The sequence below is a fragment of the Photobacterium sp. WH24 genome (assembly GCF_019204055.1).
Lineage (GTDB): Bacteria > Pseudomonadota > Gammaproteobacteria > Enterobacterales > Vibrionaceae > Photobacterium > Photobacterium arenosum.
On sequence record NZ_JAGSOZ010000009.1, the window covers coordinates 197,633 to 216,831 of the forward strand.

The 19,199-nt window shown below is 48.9% G+C and carries 15 protein-coding genes; 7 read left to right on the forward strand and 8 right to left on the reverse strand.

Annotation, left to right across the window (positions count from 1 at the left end):
- The first annotated feature begins 250 nt into the window (after positions 1-250).
- Entirely contained in the window at positions 251-1,591 is a 1,341-nt protein-coding gene (locus KCG43_RS12950) for a putative O-glycosylation ligase, exosortase A system-associated (protein ID WP_218385399.1), read from the forward strand.
- 56 nt (positions 1,592-1,647) lie between these two features.
- On the opposite strand, the gene KCG43_RS12955 is transcribed toward KCG43_RS12950, so the two are convergent.
- From KCG43_RS12955 to KCG43_RS12990, 8 genes are read right to left on the reverse strand one after another with little or no spacing between them, the layout of a single operon-like run.
- On the reverse strand, positions 1,648-2,811 hold the full coding sequence (locus KCG43_RS12955) for a glycosyltransferase family 4 protein (RefSeq protein ID WP_218385401.1): 1,164 nt from the start codon (positions 2,809-2,811) through the stop codon (positions 1,648-1,650).
- Complete coding sequence (locus tag KCG43_RS12960; RefSeq protein WP_192016861.1) at positions 2,808-3,998, reverse strand: glycosyltransferase family 4 protein; 1,191 nt, start codon at positions 3,996-3,998, stop codon at positions 2,808-2,810. Before KCG43_RS12960 ends, KCG43_RS12955 begins: the two co-directional genes overlap by 4 nt.
- Complete coding sequence (locus tag KCG43_RS12965; protein ID WP_192016862.1) at positions 3,998-5,881, reverse strand: XrtA/PEP-CTERM system amidotransferase; 1,884 nt, start codon at positions 5,879-5,881, stop codon at positions 3,998-4,000. The genes KCG43_RS12960 and KCG43_RS12965 overlap by 1 nt, the downstream gene beginning before the upstream one ends.
- A 25-nt stretch (positions 5,882-5,906) precedes the next feature.
- Complete coding sequence (gene xrtA, locus KCG43_RS12970) at positions 5,907-7,352, reverse strand: exosortase A (protein ID WP_218385403.1); 1,446 nt, start codon at positions 7,350-7,352, stop codon at positions 5,907-5,909.
- A complete protein-coding gene (locus KCG43_RS12975; RefSeq protein ID WP_218385406.1) occupies positions 7,345-8,604 on the reverse strand; it encodes a TIGR03087 family PEP-CTERM/XrtA system glycosyltransferase in 1,260 nt (419 codons plus the stop codon). Before KCG43_RS12975 ends, xrtA begins: the two co-directional genes overlap by 8 nt.
- Positions 8,605-8,623: 19 nt before the next feature.
- A complete protein-coding gene (locus KCG43_RS12980; RefSeq protein ID WP_218385408.1) occupies positions 8,624-9,667 on the reverse strand; it encodes a FemAB family XrtA/PEP-CTERM system-associated protein in 1,044 nt (347 codons plus the stop codon).
- Entirely contained in the window at positions 9,600-10,535 is a 936-nt protein-coding gene (locus tag KCG43_RS12985) for an XrtA system polysaccharide deacetylase (protein ID WP_192016866.1), read from the reverse strand. Before KCG43_RS12985 ends, KCG43_RS12980 begins: the two co-directional genes overlap by 68 nt.
- Position 10,536: 1 nt before the next feature.
- Positions 10,537-11,937, reverse strand: a complete 1,401-nt coding sequence (locus KCG43_RS12990; protein ID WP_218385410.1) for a TIGR03013 family XrtA/PEP-CTERM system glycosyltransferase — start codon at positions 11,935-11,937, stop codon at positions 10,537-10,539.
- Positions 11,938-12,147: 210 nt separating this feature from the next.
- Here KCG43_RS12990 and KCG43_RS12995 point away from each other — a divergent pair, with 210 nt between their 5' ends.
- The 6 genes from KCG43_RS12995 to KCG43_RS13020 all read left to right on the forward strand — a co-directional run bounded on the left by KCG43_RS12995 (position 12,148) and on the right by KCG43_RS13020 (position 19,023).
- Positions 12,148-12,792 carry an XrtA/PEP-CTERM system exopolysaccharide export protein gene (locus KCG43_RS12995; protein WP_218385412.1) on the forward strand — a complete coding sequence of 215 codons (645 nt, stop codon included), beginning with the start codon at positions 12,148-12,150 and terminating at the stop codon, positions 12,790-12,792.
- An 11-nt stretch (positions 12,793-12,803) separates the two neighbouring features.
- Complete coding sequence (locus tag KCG43_RS13000; protein WP_192016868.1) at positions 12,804-14,360, forward strand: XrtA system polysaccharide chain length determinant; 1,557 nt, start codon at positions 12,804-12,806, stop codon at positions 14,358-14,360.
- Positions 14,357-15,358 carry an XrtA-associated tyrosine autokinase gene (locus tag KCG43_RS13005; protein ID WP_218385413.1) on the forward strand — a complete coding sequence of 334 codons (1,002 nt, stop codon included), beginning with the start codon at positions 14,357-14,359 and terminating at the stop codon, positions 15,356-15,358. The genes KCG43_RS13000 and KCG43_RS13005 overlap by 4 nt, the downstream gene beginning before the upstream one ends.
- Positions 15,333-16,787, forward strand: coding sequence for a TIGR03016 family PEP-CTERM system-associated outer membrane protein (locus KCG43_RS13010; protein WP_218385416.1), 1,455 nt, complete (start codon positions 15,333-15,335; stop codon positions 16,785-16,787). The genes KCG43_RS13005 and KCG43_RS13010 overlap by 26 nt, the downstream gene beginning before the upstream one ends.
- 2 nt (positions 16,788-16,789) lie before the next feature.
- Positions 16,790-17,956 (forward strand): XrtA/PEP-CTERM system-associated ATPase, encoded by a 1,167-nt coding sequence (locus KCG43_RS13015; protein WP_218385418.1) that lies wholly within the window; start codon positions 16,790-16,792, stop codon positions 17,954-17,956.
- A gap of 551 nt (positions 17,957-18,507) precedes the next feature.
- Positions 18,508-19,023 (forward strand): hypothetical protein, encoded by a 516-nt coding sequence (locus KCG43_RS13020; protein ID WP_218385420.1) that lies wholly within the window; start codon positions 18,508-18,510, stop codon positions 19,021-19,023.
- The last annotated feature ends 176 nt before the right edge of the window (positions 19,024-19,199 follow it).

The window sequence follows — 19,199 nt, forward strand, 5'->3', positions numbered from 1 at the left end:
AGGAACTATAGTGAAAGGAGTGGTTAAAAAAGTCACAATATCTGTTAAATATGCCAGCTGGAAGCCCAGACGATCTGAGCTTTTCACACGCTCAGATAAGGAGTTGAACAGTGGAATCAATCCTTTTCTCGATGGGTCTGTTTGTCTTGGTATATCTTTGTGTACGCTCAATAAGGCAGGACAAAGAATACAAAGAATACTTAGCAAAACAGCAAAAAAATTCTAAGCATCGACGTTAGGGAGCTGGAAAATGAGAGATGTCGTCTTAATCAGCGTTTTCCTGATCCTGGCTTGTTTTGCTCTGAGACGCTCTTACATCGCAGTGTCACTTTGGTTGTGGTCGGGCTTATTTGTGCCGGCCTATTGGGTTTACGGGTTTGCCAAGCCGATCAGTTACAACAGTGTGTTTGCCTTGCTGACGCTGATTACTTACCTTTTTTCCAGGAAGAAGCCCGCGGTTATATTTGACGGGGTTGTCTTCATTGCTATTTTGTTTTGGCTTCATACCGGTTTAACCACCTACAACACCATTATTTTTCCTGAACTGGTTTGGCCGGAATGGGAGAAATTTTCCAAGATCTTCCTGTTGTTCATCATGATTGCATTAATCATCCGGCAAAAGCATGAGTTCGAAATGCTGTTGTGGGGGATATTGATGTCAGTGGGCTTCTTTGGTGCCGTGGAAGGGCTGAAGTTCCTGGCCAGTTTAGGCGGACATAAAATCCAGGGGCCAACTGGTCACTTGATTTCAGACAATAACCACCTTGCCGCTGCTTTATGTATGGTGATTCCTTTATGTATCTATCAGTTAAAGTCCGTCCAGGAAAGGTGGATCCGTTTAGGGCTGATAGGTATGTTAGTGCTGTGTGTGTTGTCTGTGCTGGGCACTTATTCCAGAGGAGGCGTGCTTGCTCTGGCTGTGATTGGCTGTTACTTCTGGTTCAGAAGTAACAAAAAAGTTCTGACATTATTTGGCGTGGCAATTATCGTTTCAGTTTCTGTCTTGCTGTTACCGGACAAGTGGTATGACAGGATGGAAACGATAGAAACGGCGACTCAGGATTCTTCTTTCACTAACCGGCTGACTTCGTGGAAAATCCACACTTTGATGGCGCTGGAACGGCCGGTGTTGGGAGCCGGATTTAAAGCCACCTATTTTCAGCCGGTGTGGGACAGGCTCGCACTGGATATCTATAAAATAGATATTATTGAAACGCCGCCCCCCGGAGAAGAAAGCTGGGCCGCGCACAGTATTTATTTTCAGGTTTTGGGTGATCACGGCTTTTTCGGGTTCACTCTGTTCATGCTGGTTATTCTGTTGTTGTTTCTGAAAATGCGCTGGGTCATTGTGACACTGGGGCGACCGCCATGGAATGATACTCACCACTGGCAGATTGATCTGGCGCGCATGATGCAGGTGTCTTTACTGGGATATTGCACGGCAGGGGCCGCGCTCTCGCTGGCGTATCTTGAACTTTTCTGGGTATTAGCCGCAGCAATGGCGGCCTTAAGTATGCAGGTGAGAGTGATGGTCAGCCAGCAAGCGCGAAGAAAACCGGTTTCTCAGTTACAGGGCATGTCCTCCACTTAATGCTCTGAATATCCGACCAATCAGTTGTGTTACCTGTGGTGTTTTCCCGGCACCACTCAGGGTTTGACAATCAACGACTCAAAAATACCGACGATTTTTTGTGCATTGTCCGGCCAGGTCAGTTGCTGCCTGGCAATGCTGGCCGCCGCATTGTCACTTAACTGCTGGCGGAGTGCTTCGTCGGACAACAAACGCTTAATCTGCTCCAGCATATCGGCTAAATGACCTGCTTTGAACAGCAGGGCATTGTCGCCATCTGTCAGCAGCTCTTTTATGTTGTCGCTATCGGGCGCGACAATGGCTTTGCCACATGCCAGGTATTCGATCAGCTTGAGCGGTGAACACCAGGGGGTGACGGCCGGCTGCAGGGCGATATCTATCTGAGAGAGCCAGTCCGGTATATGTTGGCGATCAATTAATCCTGTGATGTGAATCTGGTGCTCGGCCCTGAGAGTGCGAGCCTGTTTTCTGAGCTCATCCAGAACCGGGCCGTCACCGACGATCAGGAATTTCACTTCCAGATCGTCAATGTTCCGCTGCCGGTTAAAATCAACGATCAGTGACAAAACGTGCTCTAATTGATGCCATTCGCGGCAGAAGCCGACAAATCCAACCACCAGGCTACCTGAAAATTCAGGTTGTTTCTCCTTGCCGACAACAGGACGAAATAAGCGGCTGTCTATCCCATTGGGAATAACACTGATGGCATGCTCAGGTACGCCTGCGCGCTGAACATAGTCGGCCAGCACATGACTGACCGGCAGGGTATGATCGGCATTACGCCATGTGAACAATTCTGACCAGCGGGCCAGCCAGGTGAGCGACAATCCGCCGTAGGCATTGCGCTCATCGAATAATGGGGCGTTGATCTCTAATACCAGTGGCACATTGAACAGTTGCTTAGCCAGGATCCCGGTGGGAAGAAACAGGTTGTAGCGCTCATAAATGGCATCCGGTTTTTCCCGGTACAAAGTGATGCACAGCTTGGCGAAATCATAAGCACTGTAGCCAAATTCCAGGATTTCACAGCAAAAACGGGGCAGCATCTGGCGCACTTTGCTGACCCAGCCGCCGTTAGCGCCAACGTCGGCCTGATCGGACACAGCCGGTGCGACGACCACCACTTCGTGGCCTTGTTCACGAAGGGCACCAATGATGGCATCAATATGGACATACTGGCCGTCTTTGGAAGCGACCCTGTGGTGATACAGAATTTTCATGATGCGTCCTTAATCAAACGATTAAACAACTGATACTGACCTTCAGAGGTGGCAGACCAGTCGAATTGCTCGGCGTAATGACGAGTGTCAGCGCGGGCAAAAGGCTTGTTCAGCAACTGGCGGATACCCTCGGCGATGGCATTGACATTGCGCTCAACCAATGTGCCTGCCTGGGGTTTACGGACGACTTCAGGTGTCCCCCAGATATTGGTGGCCACAACCGGTGTGCCGCAAGCCATGGCTTCCAGCAGCACATTTGCCCAGCCTTCTCTGTCTGAAGCCAGTGCCAGTAAGTCAGCCGCGCCATAATAGGCGGATAATTCTTCCTGACTGAGCTTGCCCAGAAAGCGTACCCGCTGGGCAACACCCTGTTGTTTGGCCAGGGCGGACAGTGCTTTTGCTTTCGGGCCGGTGCCGGCAATCAGTAACAGGGCATCCGGAATGTGGCGCAGGGCTTCGATGACTAAGTGGTGGCCTTTACGCTCTATAAGCAGACCGACGGATAAGATGACAGGTACATTAACCGGCAGGTTCAGCGCCTGCCTGAGTGCGGGTTGCTGGCTTTCGTCGCTGAAACTGAACAGCTCTAGATCGACCCCGTTTCTCAGTGTGCTGACTTTATCCGGTACTGCGCCTAATTCGATCATGCTTTGCCGCAGTGCCTCACACACTGCAAGGTTATGGTTGCTGACCGATAAAACCTGCTGAATACGTTTTCGGGCTTTGGGGTAGGCGGGGATCAGATTGATGTCTGTCCCTCTTGCCGTCATGGTAAACGGTTTGTTTAAGGTGCTGGCGACCGAAGCAATGGCCACCCCGTCGGGGTAAAAATAGTGGCCATCAATCAGATCAAAGTCGAACCCTTGCTGCATTAAGCGTGCAATCTGTTTGTGCAGGGAATAGGCCAGCGTCGATGGGGTCAGTGACATTCCCAGTTTAGGGATAACCAGATATCTCGGATGATAAATGCGGATGCCATAGCGGCTCTCAGTATAGGGGACAGACGCATAGTCGCTGTATTGTCCAAACACAGGGTGACTGAACGGGAACCAGGGCACAGGTGCTATCACAGTAATGTCTGTCTGCGGGTAATGTTTTTTTAACTGGCGCAGCCGGGTTTCGACAAAAATGCCGTGCCTGGGATTACTCGCGTTCGGGTAGAGTGTTGAAATGGTGAGAATTTTCACTATGCCTGCCTCTCCATAAATTGGGCGAACATCAGTAAACTCCAGAGCACGACACCATGATCGCGCTGGCCGCTTTCGTGCTCAGCCACAATGTTTCGCAGCTGATGCGGATTAAAATAGCCACAGTCCAGCATGACGGGAGATAAGATCTGCGTATGCAGCATCGGCCGGAGCTGGGTACGAAACCAATGGGCCAGCGGCATGCTGAACCCCATTTTAGGGCGATATAAAATATCTTTGGGCAGATAAGGTTCCAGGGCTTTTTTAAAGCAGAATTTGCCTTCCTGTCTGCGGATCAAATCCTGGCTCGGAATTTGAAACGCCCATTCCAGCAGCTGGTGATCGAGCAGGGGGGCACGTACTTCAAGCGAATTGGCCATGCTGGCGCGATCCACCTTGGTCAGAATATCGCCGGGCAGCCAGGTTTTCAGATCGAGGTACTGGATCAATTTCAGCGGATCGTCGGTAGGCGCATTGAGGGCATGCCGGCGAAGAATATCGTTCCCTGTATAGCCATTGAGCTGATGGCGATAGGCCGGACTGAGCAATCGCTGCCTGTCAGCGAACCTGAGTTTTGAGATCGTATTGGCATACGCATCAACACTGTTCATTGCCAGCGACTGGAAGGTCGTTTTGGCCCTGAAGCGCTGTGGCGCCCAGTCGGCTTTGGGGTATATCTGACCCAGCATGCCAAACACCGGTTCACGAATGGAAGAGGGTATCATCCCCCTGACTTTCTGCTCGGCCAGATGAAACCGGTAGCGACGGTAGCCGGCAAAGATTTCGTCTCCCCCGTCGCCGGACAAAGCCACTTTGACCTGTTTCCGGGCCAGCTGGCATACCAGGTAGGTCGGCAGTGCTGAATCGTCTGCAAACGGTTCATCATACAACCGCCCCAGCACCTCCACTAAGCTGACATCTTCTGCGTTGATCTGGCGATCATGATGCCGGGTTTGATACTGCTCAGCAATGCTGCGGGCATAGTGGGTTTCATCGAACTGAGCCTGATCAAACCCTATGGCGCAGGTGTTCACCGGATTGGATTGCAGGCCCGACATCAGGGCCACAATAGCACTGGAATCCACCCCGCCTGACAAGAAGGCCCCGAGAGGCACATCCGACACCATGCGGATTCTGACAGCGTCCAGCAGTTGATCAACCAGTGCCTCCTGCGTATCGTGCCAGCTGAGGACTGTTGCTGGTGCAGAGAGATCCCAGTAGGCACTGGCCGTAATAGCGGCACCCGGCGTCAGTTGAAGATAATGCCCGGCAGGGAGCTTGAATATGTGTTTATAAGCGGTGAACGGGTCTGGAATATAGCCGAACATCAGGTATTCTTCGGCCATTTCGTCGCGCAGAGTGCGGGACACGTCAGGATGTGCTAGCAATACTTTCAGCTCGGAGGCAAAAACCAATTGCCCTTTGGCTGTCAGGCTGTAAAAAAGCGGTTTCTTACCCAGCCTGTCCCGGGCAAGAAAGAGGGTCGAGGTGTTTTTATCCCAGATAGCGAAGGCAAACATGCCACGAAAATGGCTGACGCAGTCTTTCCCCCATTGTTCCCAGGCATGGACTATCACTTCGGTATCACTGACGGTACGAAACTGATGACCCAGATTTTTCAGCTCTTTGATCAGAGCTTTGAAATTGTAAATTTCGCCATTAAAGACAACCGCGACCGTGTTATCTTCGTTAAACAGTGGCTGATGCCCGCCGGACAGGTCGATAATAGACAGACGGCGATGGGCCAGCCCGACAAGATCATCGACGAAATAGCCTTCATCATCCGGGCCTCGATGGTGCTGTATCCGGTTGATGTGCTGCAACAGCCGAGTGTCAATAATGCCTGAATGTTGTACGTTGAAAATACCCGCAATACCGCACATAACCCTCTCCCTGATAATGGTTTCATCACCGCTGGTGGCTGTTTTTTAAGATCACGCTGTGCTTGTTTGTGCCAACATCAATGATGTCTTTTATCTGGTTATCGCTCAGCTCAGTGCTTGCTATTGCAAAGACACCTGAGACGCCTTGTTGTCCGGCCAGACGATAAGATGCTTTCATCAACTTGATTGCCAGCGGATTGCTGCTGCAAAACGCATTCACACAGTACCAATAGATAACCCGCATGCTGTTTCCCTTCGCATTGGATACAGTCATCGACTTGGCATGAATACCGGCGGGTAACGTCACTGATTGGCTATTGTCGACCGACCAGATGTCTTTATTGAACAGCTGATTGGTACTGCTGATTAGCTCGCCATCCCGTTGCCAGATGTTATAGCGGGCGGTATAGAGTTCTGCCTTTCCGTCCGCAGCGCTCTGGCGCTGGCTACGTTCGGCATGCGGGAATGAGATCCCCCATTCGGTCAGCATGACAGGCTGCGGATTCATGGCGTCAGTTTGCTGGCTGGACAGCAGGGGCTGGCCCTGGTCAAGCTGCTGCTTCCACAAGGCGGTCGCAATAAAAATCAGGGCAACCAAGCCAAGTGCCCCCCATGTTTGGCGAGCTGATAGCGCAGACGGTTGCTGCGGCAATTTGACATATGGGGCTTGCTGATCAGAAAACAGACTGGCGGTAAAAAAGATCACCAGAATGACGACACTGAAAAACAGCCAGCCGTAAACCAGATGATCCGCCCCGGCGGCATATTCCATGTTGCTGAAATACCCAATCATCACAATGCCATAAGCCCGGATACCGTTGGCAATGATCGGGAAGATAAACGAAAAGGCCACAAAGAGTGTGCGCTTGTAGACTTTGGTGAACTGTAAGTAGGCGAATAACGTGCCTAATGCCACGCTGGACATCAGAAAACGGATGCCTGAACAGGCTTCTGCCACGTAAAACCGACCATTGGGAATGGTCAGGTATAAGCCATCCCGGTAGACAGGGATATTGCTGATATTCAGCAGCCAGACTGAAAGATCGGCGGTGATGATCTGCAGTTTGGGAATCAGGCTTTCACCAAAGGGGATAGCAAAGAGTAAATACAGCAAAGGGAACCAATAACGGCGAATGATGGCGGTGCCCAATACCGCCCACAGCAATAACTGAAGACTCACAATGGCGGCGATATGTTCAAATAACCCGATACTTGCCGCCCGGCCCAATAGCCAAAGAAAGCATGATACGGCAAGTAATGCTACCGCCAGCCAACTGACAGACGGGCGCAATGGCCTAATGACCTTGCGCTCTCGCCATACCAGCCAGAGACAGATTGGCACAACCAGAAAGCAATGCTCATAGGTTTTAGAATTGGCCCAGACATTCACCATATTGCTCAGTGACGGCCAGAACAGCCATAACCAGCCGATAACAGGGAGTGCCAGGCGAAACCCGATCCGGTCAGACATGTTTAGCCTCAAGATACGTCAGTACTGGTGATAATTTGGCATCCCAGCTGAAATTGTCTTCAATCCACTGTCTTGACAGTGTGGCCGCACGTACTGGGCGCGCTAATTGTTCGCATACCCAGTCGGTGACATCCTGTGGTTCTTCTGCCACATACAGTGTCTGTCCCATTACGTTGTCGGTCATTACGCTGTCCTTGGTAGGATAATTGCCCGGGTAATGTTCAAGCCCTTCCATTCCCTGTGGTGTGGTAAGAACCGGTTTTTCCATCGCCATCGCTTCCAGTATTTTGTTCTGGATACCACGAGCGATTTGCATAGGTGCGATGGCGGCTTTGGCATGCAACAGATACGGACGCACATCATCAACCCGGCCGGTGACAACTATGCCGGGCAGTCGGCTCAGCGCCCTGACGCTGGCCGAAGGCGATGAACCGACGATATAAAACTTACCGTAAGGGTGTTCTTTTAGAACCTTCGGCCAGACTTTGCGGGCAAACCAGGTGACGGCATCCACATTGGCCCAATAGTCCATGGCGCCGGTAAAAACCACATAATTATCGTGCTGCAGCGGATGTTCGGTCACAGGGCTGAAATCGGCCTGCGGAGAGAAATAGCGGCTGTCTATGCCGTTTTCCAGCGTATGAATTTTATTTTGTAAGGCGGGTTCAACCATGGCCGCAAAAGACTGCCGCTCTGTTTCAGTGACAAAGCAGCTGACATCAAAATCGGCACAGATCGCTTTTTCAAACTTTGCGAGTGTCCGGTACTCACGCTGGTACAGATAACTGGCAACACCGTGTTTTTTCTGCGCATATTGGCGCCATTTTTCTGAATCCACATCCACGAAGTGCATGACTTTGTGCAGCGAGGGACGTGCATTGAGCAGGTACTGAGCCATGCTGCTGGAGAACACCAGAGCACGCTCAATGGGATGCTGATTCAGGGTGCGATTCACCCAGTCGGTCATTGCCGGATGAGAGTAATAGGGCAGCGTAATGGGCTGTCCTTTATACAAAGCCTGTAAGCCTTTGAGGCGGGCCAACGCCGGATGAAGCGTAATGAAACATACATCCCGGCAAAGCGCTTCTACCTTGTGACGATACTGTTGATCATGCCTATCGTCGATAAAACAACCCAGATAGACATCAAAGTGCTGACTGAGAAATTTCAGTAAATGATAGCTGGCAATTTTATCGCCTTTGTTGGGCGGATATGGAATTCGGTGACAAAGATATAGCACTGCTGGTTTCATTGTCCTGCTCCATTGTCGCTTAGCCAAGGTACTTCGAGATACGTGGTCCGATAAGCTTGCTGATGCCAACAGGCATACTCTGCCAGGCTTTTATGAAATAACGATATTTCGGGTTACTGGGCGACAGATTGGGGGGCCGCTTTGCTTTCACCAGCGCGATACGGTAGTGCAGCGGCTGCTCTTCCATGCCCCAGTGCTTTTTATAGTGGTAGGCGCCTGAGTCAATTTTACTTCTGCCAAAGTCAAACACTTCAGCCCCTTTAGATCGGGCAAGCAGCATCAGCTGGTAGTACATAAAGTCGTTACTTTTTAATTCTCTTGCGGCCTGCGTTCCGCCGCCGTAGTAGGGAAGCACCTGGTTTTTATAGTAAAAACTCAGCACCCCGGAAACAGGAAGCCCGTCAGCATCACGGATAACCAGCGTGTTACAGCGCTGGCCGAAGGTGTGCTGCAGCTTGTTAAACAGCGCGGGATGAAACACAGGCGTACCGAGGTTTCTGACACTCTCTGCGTAAAGATCAAAACATAAGTCCGGGTTATTTTTGTCGTCCCAGCTTAGTTTGTTATTTATCGCATGGCGGATAACAGCCCTTTGTTTGCGCTTGATGCCAGAGAGAATGGCCTCCGGGTTGTCGGCCAGCGTGTTCCTGAAAGTGGCATGGTGGCAATGACGAAACCAAGTTGTATCACAAGGTTTTTCATCGCGATCCCGCAACTCAATATAATCAACCTCAAGTGAGCAACCCAGCTCGAAGGCCGCCGTTTCTAATTGGTATCTGATATTTTCATCATCCGATAACACGCCGCCATAAACACAGAAAGGGGTTGAAATCAGCGCATGACCAAACAGAACGCTTTTTTGCTCGAATAACGGCAACACCCCAACTAACTTTTCGTGTTGTTGTGCCAGCAAATAGTGCGGTTGATGACCGAACACTTCTTTGATGACATCCAGCCAGCCGGTTAAATGAAAAAAGCTGCCGTCCTGGTGCGCATCAACGTAGTGGTCCCAGGCTATGTAGTCGTTCCGGTTCAGCTTGCGGATCGTCAATTCCTGTTTCATCGTCATGTCCATTCAGTTGATAGGCCTGGCTGACAGTGCTCCACTGAAAATCCTGCAGCAAATGGTGAAGCCGTGTTGTCATTTGTTCAAGGTTGAGATAATGCCGGAAGCGCGATTTGAATGATGCCTGAGTCATTCGGGGCTGCTGCGCATCAATTTCCCAAGGATGAAAATAAAAACAGAACGGTTGCTGGTATTGTTCAGTAAAACGCCGGATAAGGTGTTTACTGATTGCATAAGGATACAGCCGGAAATAACCACCACCACCGATTGGCAGATTGGTGCCGAATGCCTGATAGGTTGGAATGGGTATTTCAACCAAACCTTCATTTCGCTGATGAAGAAAGCGTGGCCAGTCAGGGTTGCCATAATGATCGTGCCTGACAGGGTATGTGCTGCTGCTGAAAGTAAAACCAAGGCGATGAAGAATATCGAATGCCCACAGATTAGTGTCGTCAATTGAAAAGCTGGGCGCCCGGTAACCATTGATATATTTACCGGAGAGGTCTTCTATCAAAAACTTACTGCGGCTGACATCCTGGAAAAATTCCTTCTCAGTTTGCTGGTTTGCCTTTACATGATGATAACCATGGCATGCCAGCTCATGACCTTGATCTGCAATGGCTTTTATCAGGGAAGGGCAAGCGTCAGCCACCCAGCCGAGTATAAAAAAGGTCGCTTTAACATCATGTTCAGCGAAAATATCCATTATTTTTCTGGTGTTGTAGTCTACACGCAATGGATAAGATTTCCCCCATTGTTCTTGCTTAATAATGGATGAAAAGGCAGAAACGTGAAAATAATCTTCGACATCAACAGTCATTGCATTGACGAATGAACGGCGAACAGGAGAGTGAGTTTCTTTCATGTCATCGCCCCTTACCAAACAGTACTATTTCAGAGGTTCTGATCAGTATCAATATATCGAGTATTACGCTTTTATGTTTTATGTAATAGAGATCGAACTTAAGCTTCTCAATGGTATCTTCGATATTATCACCATAGGGGTATTTTAACTGGGCCCAGCCTGTTAACCCGGGTTTTACATATAAGCGATGATTATAATAGGGAATTTGCCGTTCAAATTGGCTGGAGAAACTCGGACGTTCAGGACGAGGGCCAACAAAGTTCATATCGCCTTTAAGAATGTTGATCAACTGAGGAAGCTCATCCAGTCGGTATTTCCTGATAACATTGCCAACTCGCGTGATGCGGGGATCCTGACGGCTGGCCATTTGTTCACCTTGCGACTCGGCGTCAATTTTCATGCTGCGAAATTTGTAGATTGAGAAGCGCTTCCCTTTCAGCCCGACTCGCTCTTGAGAATAAAGTACCGGGGCGCGGAAACCGTCTTCCCATTTGATCATCACGACGATGGCAATCAGTATGGGCCAGGTGATCAGTAACAGCAGCATGGCAATGGCACAATTAAACAGCCAGTACAGACTTCGCCCAATCTTGTTGCCGGTTGCATGAGGGTTGAAGATCACCCAGGACGGATGAATATGGCTGACGGCGACTTGCCCGGTTTCCCGCTCAATAAAATCAATGATATCGATAACTTGCACCCCTTCCATTTTGCACAGGAAAAGACTGTCGGTGGGCAGGTTACCCCGGCGCTCATCAGCTGCAATAATGATTTCTTTGATATGGTTGGATTGCACGAAGGCTTCCAGCGAGTCCGAAATATCAAGAACGGGTGCCACATTTGATTTTTCGCGATTATCGCCAGGCATAGGCACATAACCTGTTAATTCGACATGAACCCGGTCAGATTGTCGTCTCATGCAACGATTGATAAGGCTGGCCCGTTCTCCTGCACCCAGGATGAGCACTTTGAGCCTGCCAAGCAACTGATAGCGGGAACGGATAGCAATAAAGCGTACGATCATCAAGCCCACTAGCGCACTGCCATACATCCACTCACGGGTAAAACCGGCTGGAAAAGGCTGGGGAGTGATCAGGTACAGGCTGGTGGACAGCATGTACGCCAAACTAATGGCTACCAATATTCTGACTGTGATGCCGCTATATGACTCTCTGAGTTTTTCATTGTAAAGCCCAACAGCTAGCAGAGCCAATTGAATAGGAAGTGTATAATAAATGAGATTAAGTACATTTATTATGATCCCTGGATGCGATAAATACTCCGGATTGAAATAAAAAAGAAATAGCTGAGTCCCTGCAAAAGTGCCCGAAAGCATTAATATATCTGCAAAAATAAGCACAGCGTTGCTTAAATTTAAATCGTGAAATCTTGAGTAAGTCATAATCACCCTTGTCCCAGGTGTAAATAAATAAAGTGCCCCTTCCTGTATTGAGTATCGGCAAGCATAAAAAATCTGCAAAATAAAAAAATCATATATAGTTAAATTAGTTCAATGACGTTTTTGCCTGCAGTAATTGCAACTTAGTTGGACGCTTCTGAACCTTGGAAAAGGTATGTGAGACACGGACTTATACGCAGGATGGATGCTGATATGACAAGAAGTGGTCACCTATTGAAGTTAACCTGTTTGACGGCTGCCGCTATGGTGCTAGTGACTGGCTGTACGTCAAATTCGTTGCCCTCTTTACCCAAGGCTACCCCTCAGCCTTCTTTGACAAAAAATATCAATCAATACAAATACCTGATAGGCCCAGGAGATACCCTCAACATTTTTGTCTGGGGAAATCCTGAAATATCCGGTGCTTATATTGTCCGTCCGGACGGCATGTTAACAACATCTCTGGTGGACGATATTCCTGCATCGGGGCGTACGCCGACTGAGCTGGCTGGCAGTATTGAGGCCCGCTTGGCGGAATATGTCCGGGATCCCATTGTCAGCGTGATCGTACAAGGGTTTGTCGGGCCTTACAGTGAACAGGTGCGGGTAATTGGGGAAGCTCAACAACCCATGGCCATTAACTACCGGGAAAACATGACGTTACTGGATGTGATGGTTGCCGTTGGCGGACTAACGGATTTTGCAGACGGCAATGATGCTCGTTTGATCCGCGTGGTTAATGGCCAGCAAAGGGCCTATGGACTGAATCTGGGAAATCTGCTGCGTGATGGTGAGATTGGGGACAACGTAGACATACTCCCTGGTGACATCATTATTATTCCGGAAGCCTGGTTCTAATTGGAGGTTACATGCAGGAACAATTTCAGAACCTGATTGAGTATCTGCACAGTGTGTGGCTACGCCGCAAGTGGATCATCATAGCCACCTGGGTAATCTGCCCCCTTGGGTGGGCTGTGGTCACAATCTGGCCAAACCAATACACAGTTGAAGCCAGAGTGTATGCGGACACACGGTCGATTCTGCAACCTTTGCTGAAAGGCCTGGCTATACCGAATGATTCGAATCAGGAATTGAGTCTGATGGTGAAAACCCTGCTGAGCCGGCAGAATCTGGAAACCATTGCCCGCTATACCGATGCAGATCTAAAAGCCACCACCAATGAGGAATATGAAGATATTCTTGCTGAATTGAAAGAAAACATTGAGATCAAATCCGCAGGCAGAGAAAACCTGTTCAGTATCAGCTACAGCGGTACCGATCCGGTTTATGTCAAAAATGTCGTGCAGTCGGCTTTGGATGTATTTGTTGAAAATACCTTAGGTAAAAACCGGCAGGATACAGATAAAGCCAGTGCGTTCATTGCGCGTCAGTTATCTGACTATGAAAAGCGGCTGGCAGATGCTGAGCTAAAGCTGGCTGAATTCAAACGCGAGCATGCCGGCTACTTACCCAGTTCCGAAATGGGTTTCAGAGGCCAGCTGGATGCAGTGAATGGCGATATTGAAGACACCCAGCTTGAGCTGCAGGAAAGCCGGACGCAACTGGAAACGGCCAAGCGCAAGCTGAACGAGGAAATGGCACTGGCGGCCAAAAATCAGGGGGCAATACGCACCGAATATGATGACAGACTGGATGCGCTTCAGGTCAGGCTGGACGGCCTGTTATTCCGCTTTACTGACAAACATCCTGATGTGAAAGAAACCAAGCGTCAGATCGCTGAACTGGAACGGCAAAAGCGTGAATGGCTGGCGCTGTCGACGGATGATGGCAACAGTGATTTCAGAAGCACTGAGTTTTTTCAGAATCTGAAATTGCTGATCAGTCAGTTAGAGAACGAAGTTGCCTCGTTGCAGGTTCGCGAAAAAGCACAAACGGATAAAGCACTGTTCTTGCAAGACAAACTTGTGCGGATGCCAGATGTAGAGGCGCAACTCACAGGGTTAACCCGGAGTTACGACATTACCAAAAACAAATTTGAAGAGCTGCTATCTCGCCGTGAATCTGCGCTGATATCCCAGAAAGTGGGCGCGGCTTCGGATGATATTACCTTCAGGGTTGTCGATCCTCCGCGAGCCCCGCTGAAGCCATCCGGGCCAATTCGTCCATTGTTTTTGGTCCTGGTACTGATTGCAGGTTTGGGGGTGGGGGTTGCACTGGCTTTCCTGACCAGCCAGCTCTATCCGGTTGCCACCTCTGCCAACCAATTGTATCAGCTGACAGGATTACCCGTGCTGGGCGGTGTTTCACCGACAGAGCAATCTGGCCTTGCCGCTGTTGCACGTAAAGAAAAATGGCGTTTTGTCTGGGTGAGTACCGCACTTGTCGTGTGTTTCCTGGGTTTCATGGCGTTGAATGTCGTGACTTCAATTCATACGCTAATCATGCAGGAGATGGGTTGGATATGAGTATTATTCAAAAGGCGATGGAGAAAAAGTCGGCCAGTCTGAGCAAAAAAACGGTGAAGTCGTTATCAGATAATGACATACCTCAGAGTTCAGAGCTGCTGTCTGGTCAGTCAGTCATTCAGGACTTGGTTCATGAAACCGACTCCGCCAACATTCAGAGCCTGAGTCAGAACGTTGAACAGGAAGCTTTCTTTAAACCCGTTCATCAGCCTGTGATGTCAGACGGATTTCCGCAAGCCTGGCGGCGGCCGGCAACCATAGAGATAGATAGCGAACGGCTCAGAGATTTAGGCATGGTTTCGCATACGGATAAACAGGTCAATCCAGGCATCACCAATGAGTTCAGGGCCATTAAACAGAAATTGTTCCACACGGCTTTCGGCAGCGGGGCTCAGTTTCAGCAAAGAGCCAATCTGTTGATGGTGACCAGTGTCTCGCCGCGGGAAGGCAAAACATTTACGGCTGTGAATCTGGCGTTGAGTATGGCATCCGAGAAAGACAAAACGGTATTGCTGGTTGATGCGAATGTGCTGAAACCAGGGGTTAGTGACATGCTGGGCATACAGGCGCAGGCCGGACTGATTGATTTCTTGCAAGGGAGCGTTACTCACCTGTCAGAAATTATTTACCCCACGTCGATTCCCAATCTGCGCCTGATTCCTGCCGGCAAACCGCACCATCTGAGCAATGAGTTACTGGCCAGTAACAAAATGGAAAAACTGATGAATGAACTGGCGCATCGGTATCCGGATCGTATGGTGATATTTGATTGCCCGCCACTGCTTGGCATAGTCGAAACCATGACCTTGTCTAAGTTATTGGGACAGGCACTAGTGGTGGTGGAGCAGGACAGATCAAGGTTGGACGATGTAGAAGTCGCGGTGTCTCAACTGAATAAGGATATGGCAATCGGATTTGTAATGAACAAAGCCGTGCGCAATGTATTTGGTCAATACAGACATGGACATGAGTATGGCGCTACAGAGGATCAATCCTAGTTTATATTTGCTGGGAAGCCTTTCACTGTTAGGGCAACCCAGTCAGGCGGCGGATGTGAAGTTAACGCCATACGCAGGAACAGAATTTACTTTTACAGACAACGTAGACAGAACCGCCAGCGATACGCAAAGCAGTTTCATTACTGAGCTGGATGCCGGCATCGAAGGCACCATAGAAGGTAGCCGGGGATTAATCAGCCTGGATTACGCACTGAGGTATCTGTATTACACCGAGGGCGAACAAAGCGATGAGTTGTATCAGGATTTAGACTTTATTGCATACAAAGGCCTGGGGCGTAGTGGGTTCCAGGTAGATGCCAGTGCATCTATCGATAACATTGCCAGCGACATCGCCACCGATGCGAATGCCGATGTGATCAGCGGGGATACGATTCAGAGCAATGAAGCTGAAGTGGGTCTGAGCTACCAAACCAACCCGTTGAGCTCCATGGACTTGCGTTCGAGAGTTTATACCAACGTCATCAATAACGAGGACGACATAGGTAATTACACGGGCTGGGGCGGGAATATTATTTACGCCAATGGCCGTTCAGTACGGGATGCATTCTGGCGGCTAGGGGCTTTTTATGACTACCGTAAAGGCCGTGACGATGGCATTTCTACCGAATTTACCCGGCTGAATGAAATCATAGGGTTGCAGACCATCAGCGGATTCTCACCATTCTTGCGGCTGAATTATGAGAATTACGACGGTGTGACAGATTCCTCAGAGAATGAAATTTTCAACTGGGGTGGGGGTGTGCGCTATTTTATAGGCCGCTATTCCTACGGGGAAGTGAGTTACAACTTCTCAGAAGATGATGTGAACAGTGATTTTTGGGCCGGTGCGATCAACCTTAACCCAACAGACAAAACGCGCTTTTATTTTGAGTACGACAAACGAATAAAAGGGGACAGTTACGCCGCTGAAATCCGAAATCGCACACGGCGTTGGACCAATACCCTGACTTACACGGAATCACCAGACAGCTATGAAAGGGATAGATTTGTCGATGGCGGGCGCATTGATGAAATCTATCTGAGAAAAGAAGCACGCTGGCTGTCTGAACTGACGCTTCGTCGCACACTGTACAGCTTTTCTCTCTATCAGATAGACAGGGAAACGCTGGAGTCGTTGTCTGATCTGACAGACGACAACTCCCGGGGTGTCGAGTTGGATGTGGATCACCAGCTGTCCCGTGTGTTATCCGGCCACATTGGCTATGCCTATGAGCGTTATGACTTTACGTATATTTCAACCGGTGATGAAAGTGATGATTATCATTCGTTCAGCCTGGACACGACGTATTTTTTCCGACCTGAGTTGTTCACTCAAACTGGGGTGGAATATTACACGCGTTCCTCGTCGGACTCGGAAAATGATTACGATGAAACCCGGATTTTCATCGATGTAAGGGTGGAGTTTTAGCTATGTATGAAGCGCATTTTGGATTTACGGATAAACCGTTTAAGTTAAGTCCTGACCCACGTTTTTTCTTTGCAAGTCCTCATCATGAGAAAGCGCTGTCTTATCTGCAATACGGGCTGTCTTTAGAAGAAGGCTTTATTGTGGTCTCAGGCCCGATAGGCACAGGGAAAACCATTCTTGTTCATCGGTTAATGTCCAGTCTGGATGAGTCGGTTACTGCGGTTCAAATTGCCACCACCCGGCTTTCTCCAGACGAACTTGTGAAATTGGTTGCCGCTAAATTCAACGTCCCCACGGAAGGGCTGAGTAAAGCCGACATACTGAAGCGGTTTGAACAGCACCTTTATGGGTTGAGACAGCAAGGCAGGCGCGCAGTGTTGCTGGTCGATGAGGCGCAGAACCTGCCCCCGGAAACAATCGAAGAGCTGAGAATGCTGTCTAATTTTCAGTTCAACGACAAGCCGTTATTGCAGAGCTTTCTGTTAGGCCAGGAAGAACTGAAAGGCATTATCCGGCTGCCTGAAATGGAACAACTACGGCAACGTATTATTGCCTCCAGCCATTTACAGCCACTCACGCCCGATCAGGTTAAAAGCTACATGCTGCACCGCTTACAGTGCGTCAACTGGCGGGGAAACCCAACCCTGAGTGACGGCGTGTTTGAAGCCATTACCCGATATACCAAAGGCGTACCGAGAAAAATCAATATTCTTGCCGACAGGATTTTTCTTTATGCCTGCATGGAAGGCCTGACGGCCATTAATACTGTCAATGTCGAACATGTTATCGCTGAGATGAGTGAAGAATTACCCGGAGAAGCACCAAGAAGCAAAGCATCAGCCAATTTGAACGGTGATCATCCGCCCATTCAGCCTGACTCGTCACGCGGGTATTCTACGCAGTATAAAAATCATTTTGATTCAGACAGACAGCCTGAAACCACCCACGCCTTTCAGGCACTCAATGATATTGAGAAAGTGCTGGATAATGTGATTGAACGTAAGATAGCCACCATCCGCAAGCTGGATCAGCTGTTGATCAACAAGCGGAAAATGCTGTTACAGTCGGGCGAAGAAGGCATTGATGATGAGCTGATTCTGAATGAAGATTATCCGCCAGGGTTGAGGGAGAAGTATTGGGTGAGGAAGTTGATGGAGTCTTCTGACTAGGGGGATTTCATTCAGCGGGTGCCATTTTTGTGGTTGGGGATTCTGGTGCTGCGGAGGTATGTCGCGCATTGGGTTCTGTGGCTTATTTGGCATTGTCTGATGCGCGCCAGGTACTCTTTTAAGGCAAAAAGAGTACCCAGAAATGCCTTGCTGTTCTTTGGTGTTGTCCGGGTCGGTTGTAGGCGCTCCCGGCGCCGACAACCTAAAAATTCGTCCTGAATTTTTCCCTGGGGGAGTGGCAATGTTTGGGTTTGAAACTCGTTATTGCCTCAAAATGTATTGGTCTACTTCTGGGGTAGAGTATGTAGACGTTATAACTGGTCTAATCTAATTAATCCGGCCATTCACGGGATACCTATTTGAAAGATTATTACAGCGACTTCGTCAGCCAGGCTAGTGACGGAACAACTTTATAATCAATTTGCCAGGATTGCCACCATCATTAGGGAAGCTATTGTGACTTCCTTAAATACTTATTTGAAGACTAGATCGATTCCAAATTCATTGTGCTACAGTTAGATAAGCTCAAGGACATATACATTAGGTATGATATGAAGTGGACAGCTAGTTTATTCACAACTTCTTTATTTATCTACACAATCCTAAGTCCATCAAGTCTTTGGGCCGAAGAAACGCGCTATGTATCTACTATTATTACTAACACTGATATTACCGGGGATGGCATAGCTGATGAAGTGTATCTCATCACTGAATACCCGCCCAATTCTACTACCTACGTTCAACATCTCGCCGTAGAGCGCGGACGGACTAAAACGTTCAATGGACTAATTGTGGGTGGCAAGGCAGTTAGGCACTTGAGCTTCAGTAAAATAAGGAACGATGGCATATTAGTGTTTGATACGGTCTACCCAAAAGACAATGACTCACTTTGCTGCCCGACAAATAAAGGAAAGTACTTCGTCAGTGTGTATGAAGAAGACTTGTTTGGTAGTGTTACTGAAGCAGAATTACGATCTCAGTTGTGGCTATATAGCATTGCTAAATACAAACAGGCACTAGCTGAACTAGGATATGATCTGATCCAATACTTTTGGACACCGCGTTAAGTGAGTAAAATGACTTATCGAGGTGAATATGACAATCAAGAAGACCCGCATGATCTGATCCAATACTTTTGGACACCGCGTTAAGTGAGTAAAATGACTTATCGAGGTGAATATGACAACCAAAAAGACCCGCAATACTTATACCGCTGAATTCAAAACTGAAGCCCTGAAACTGT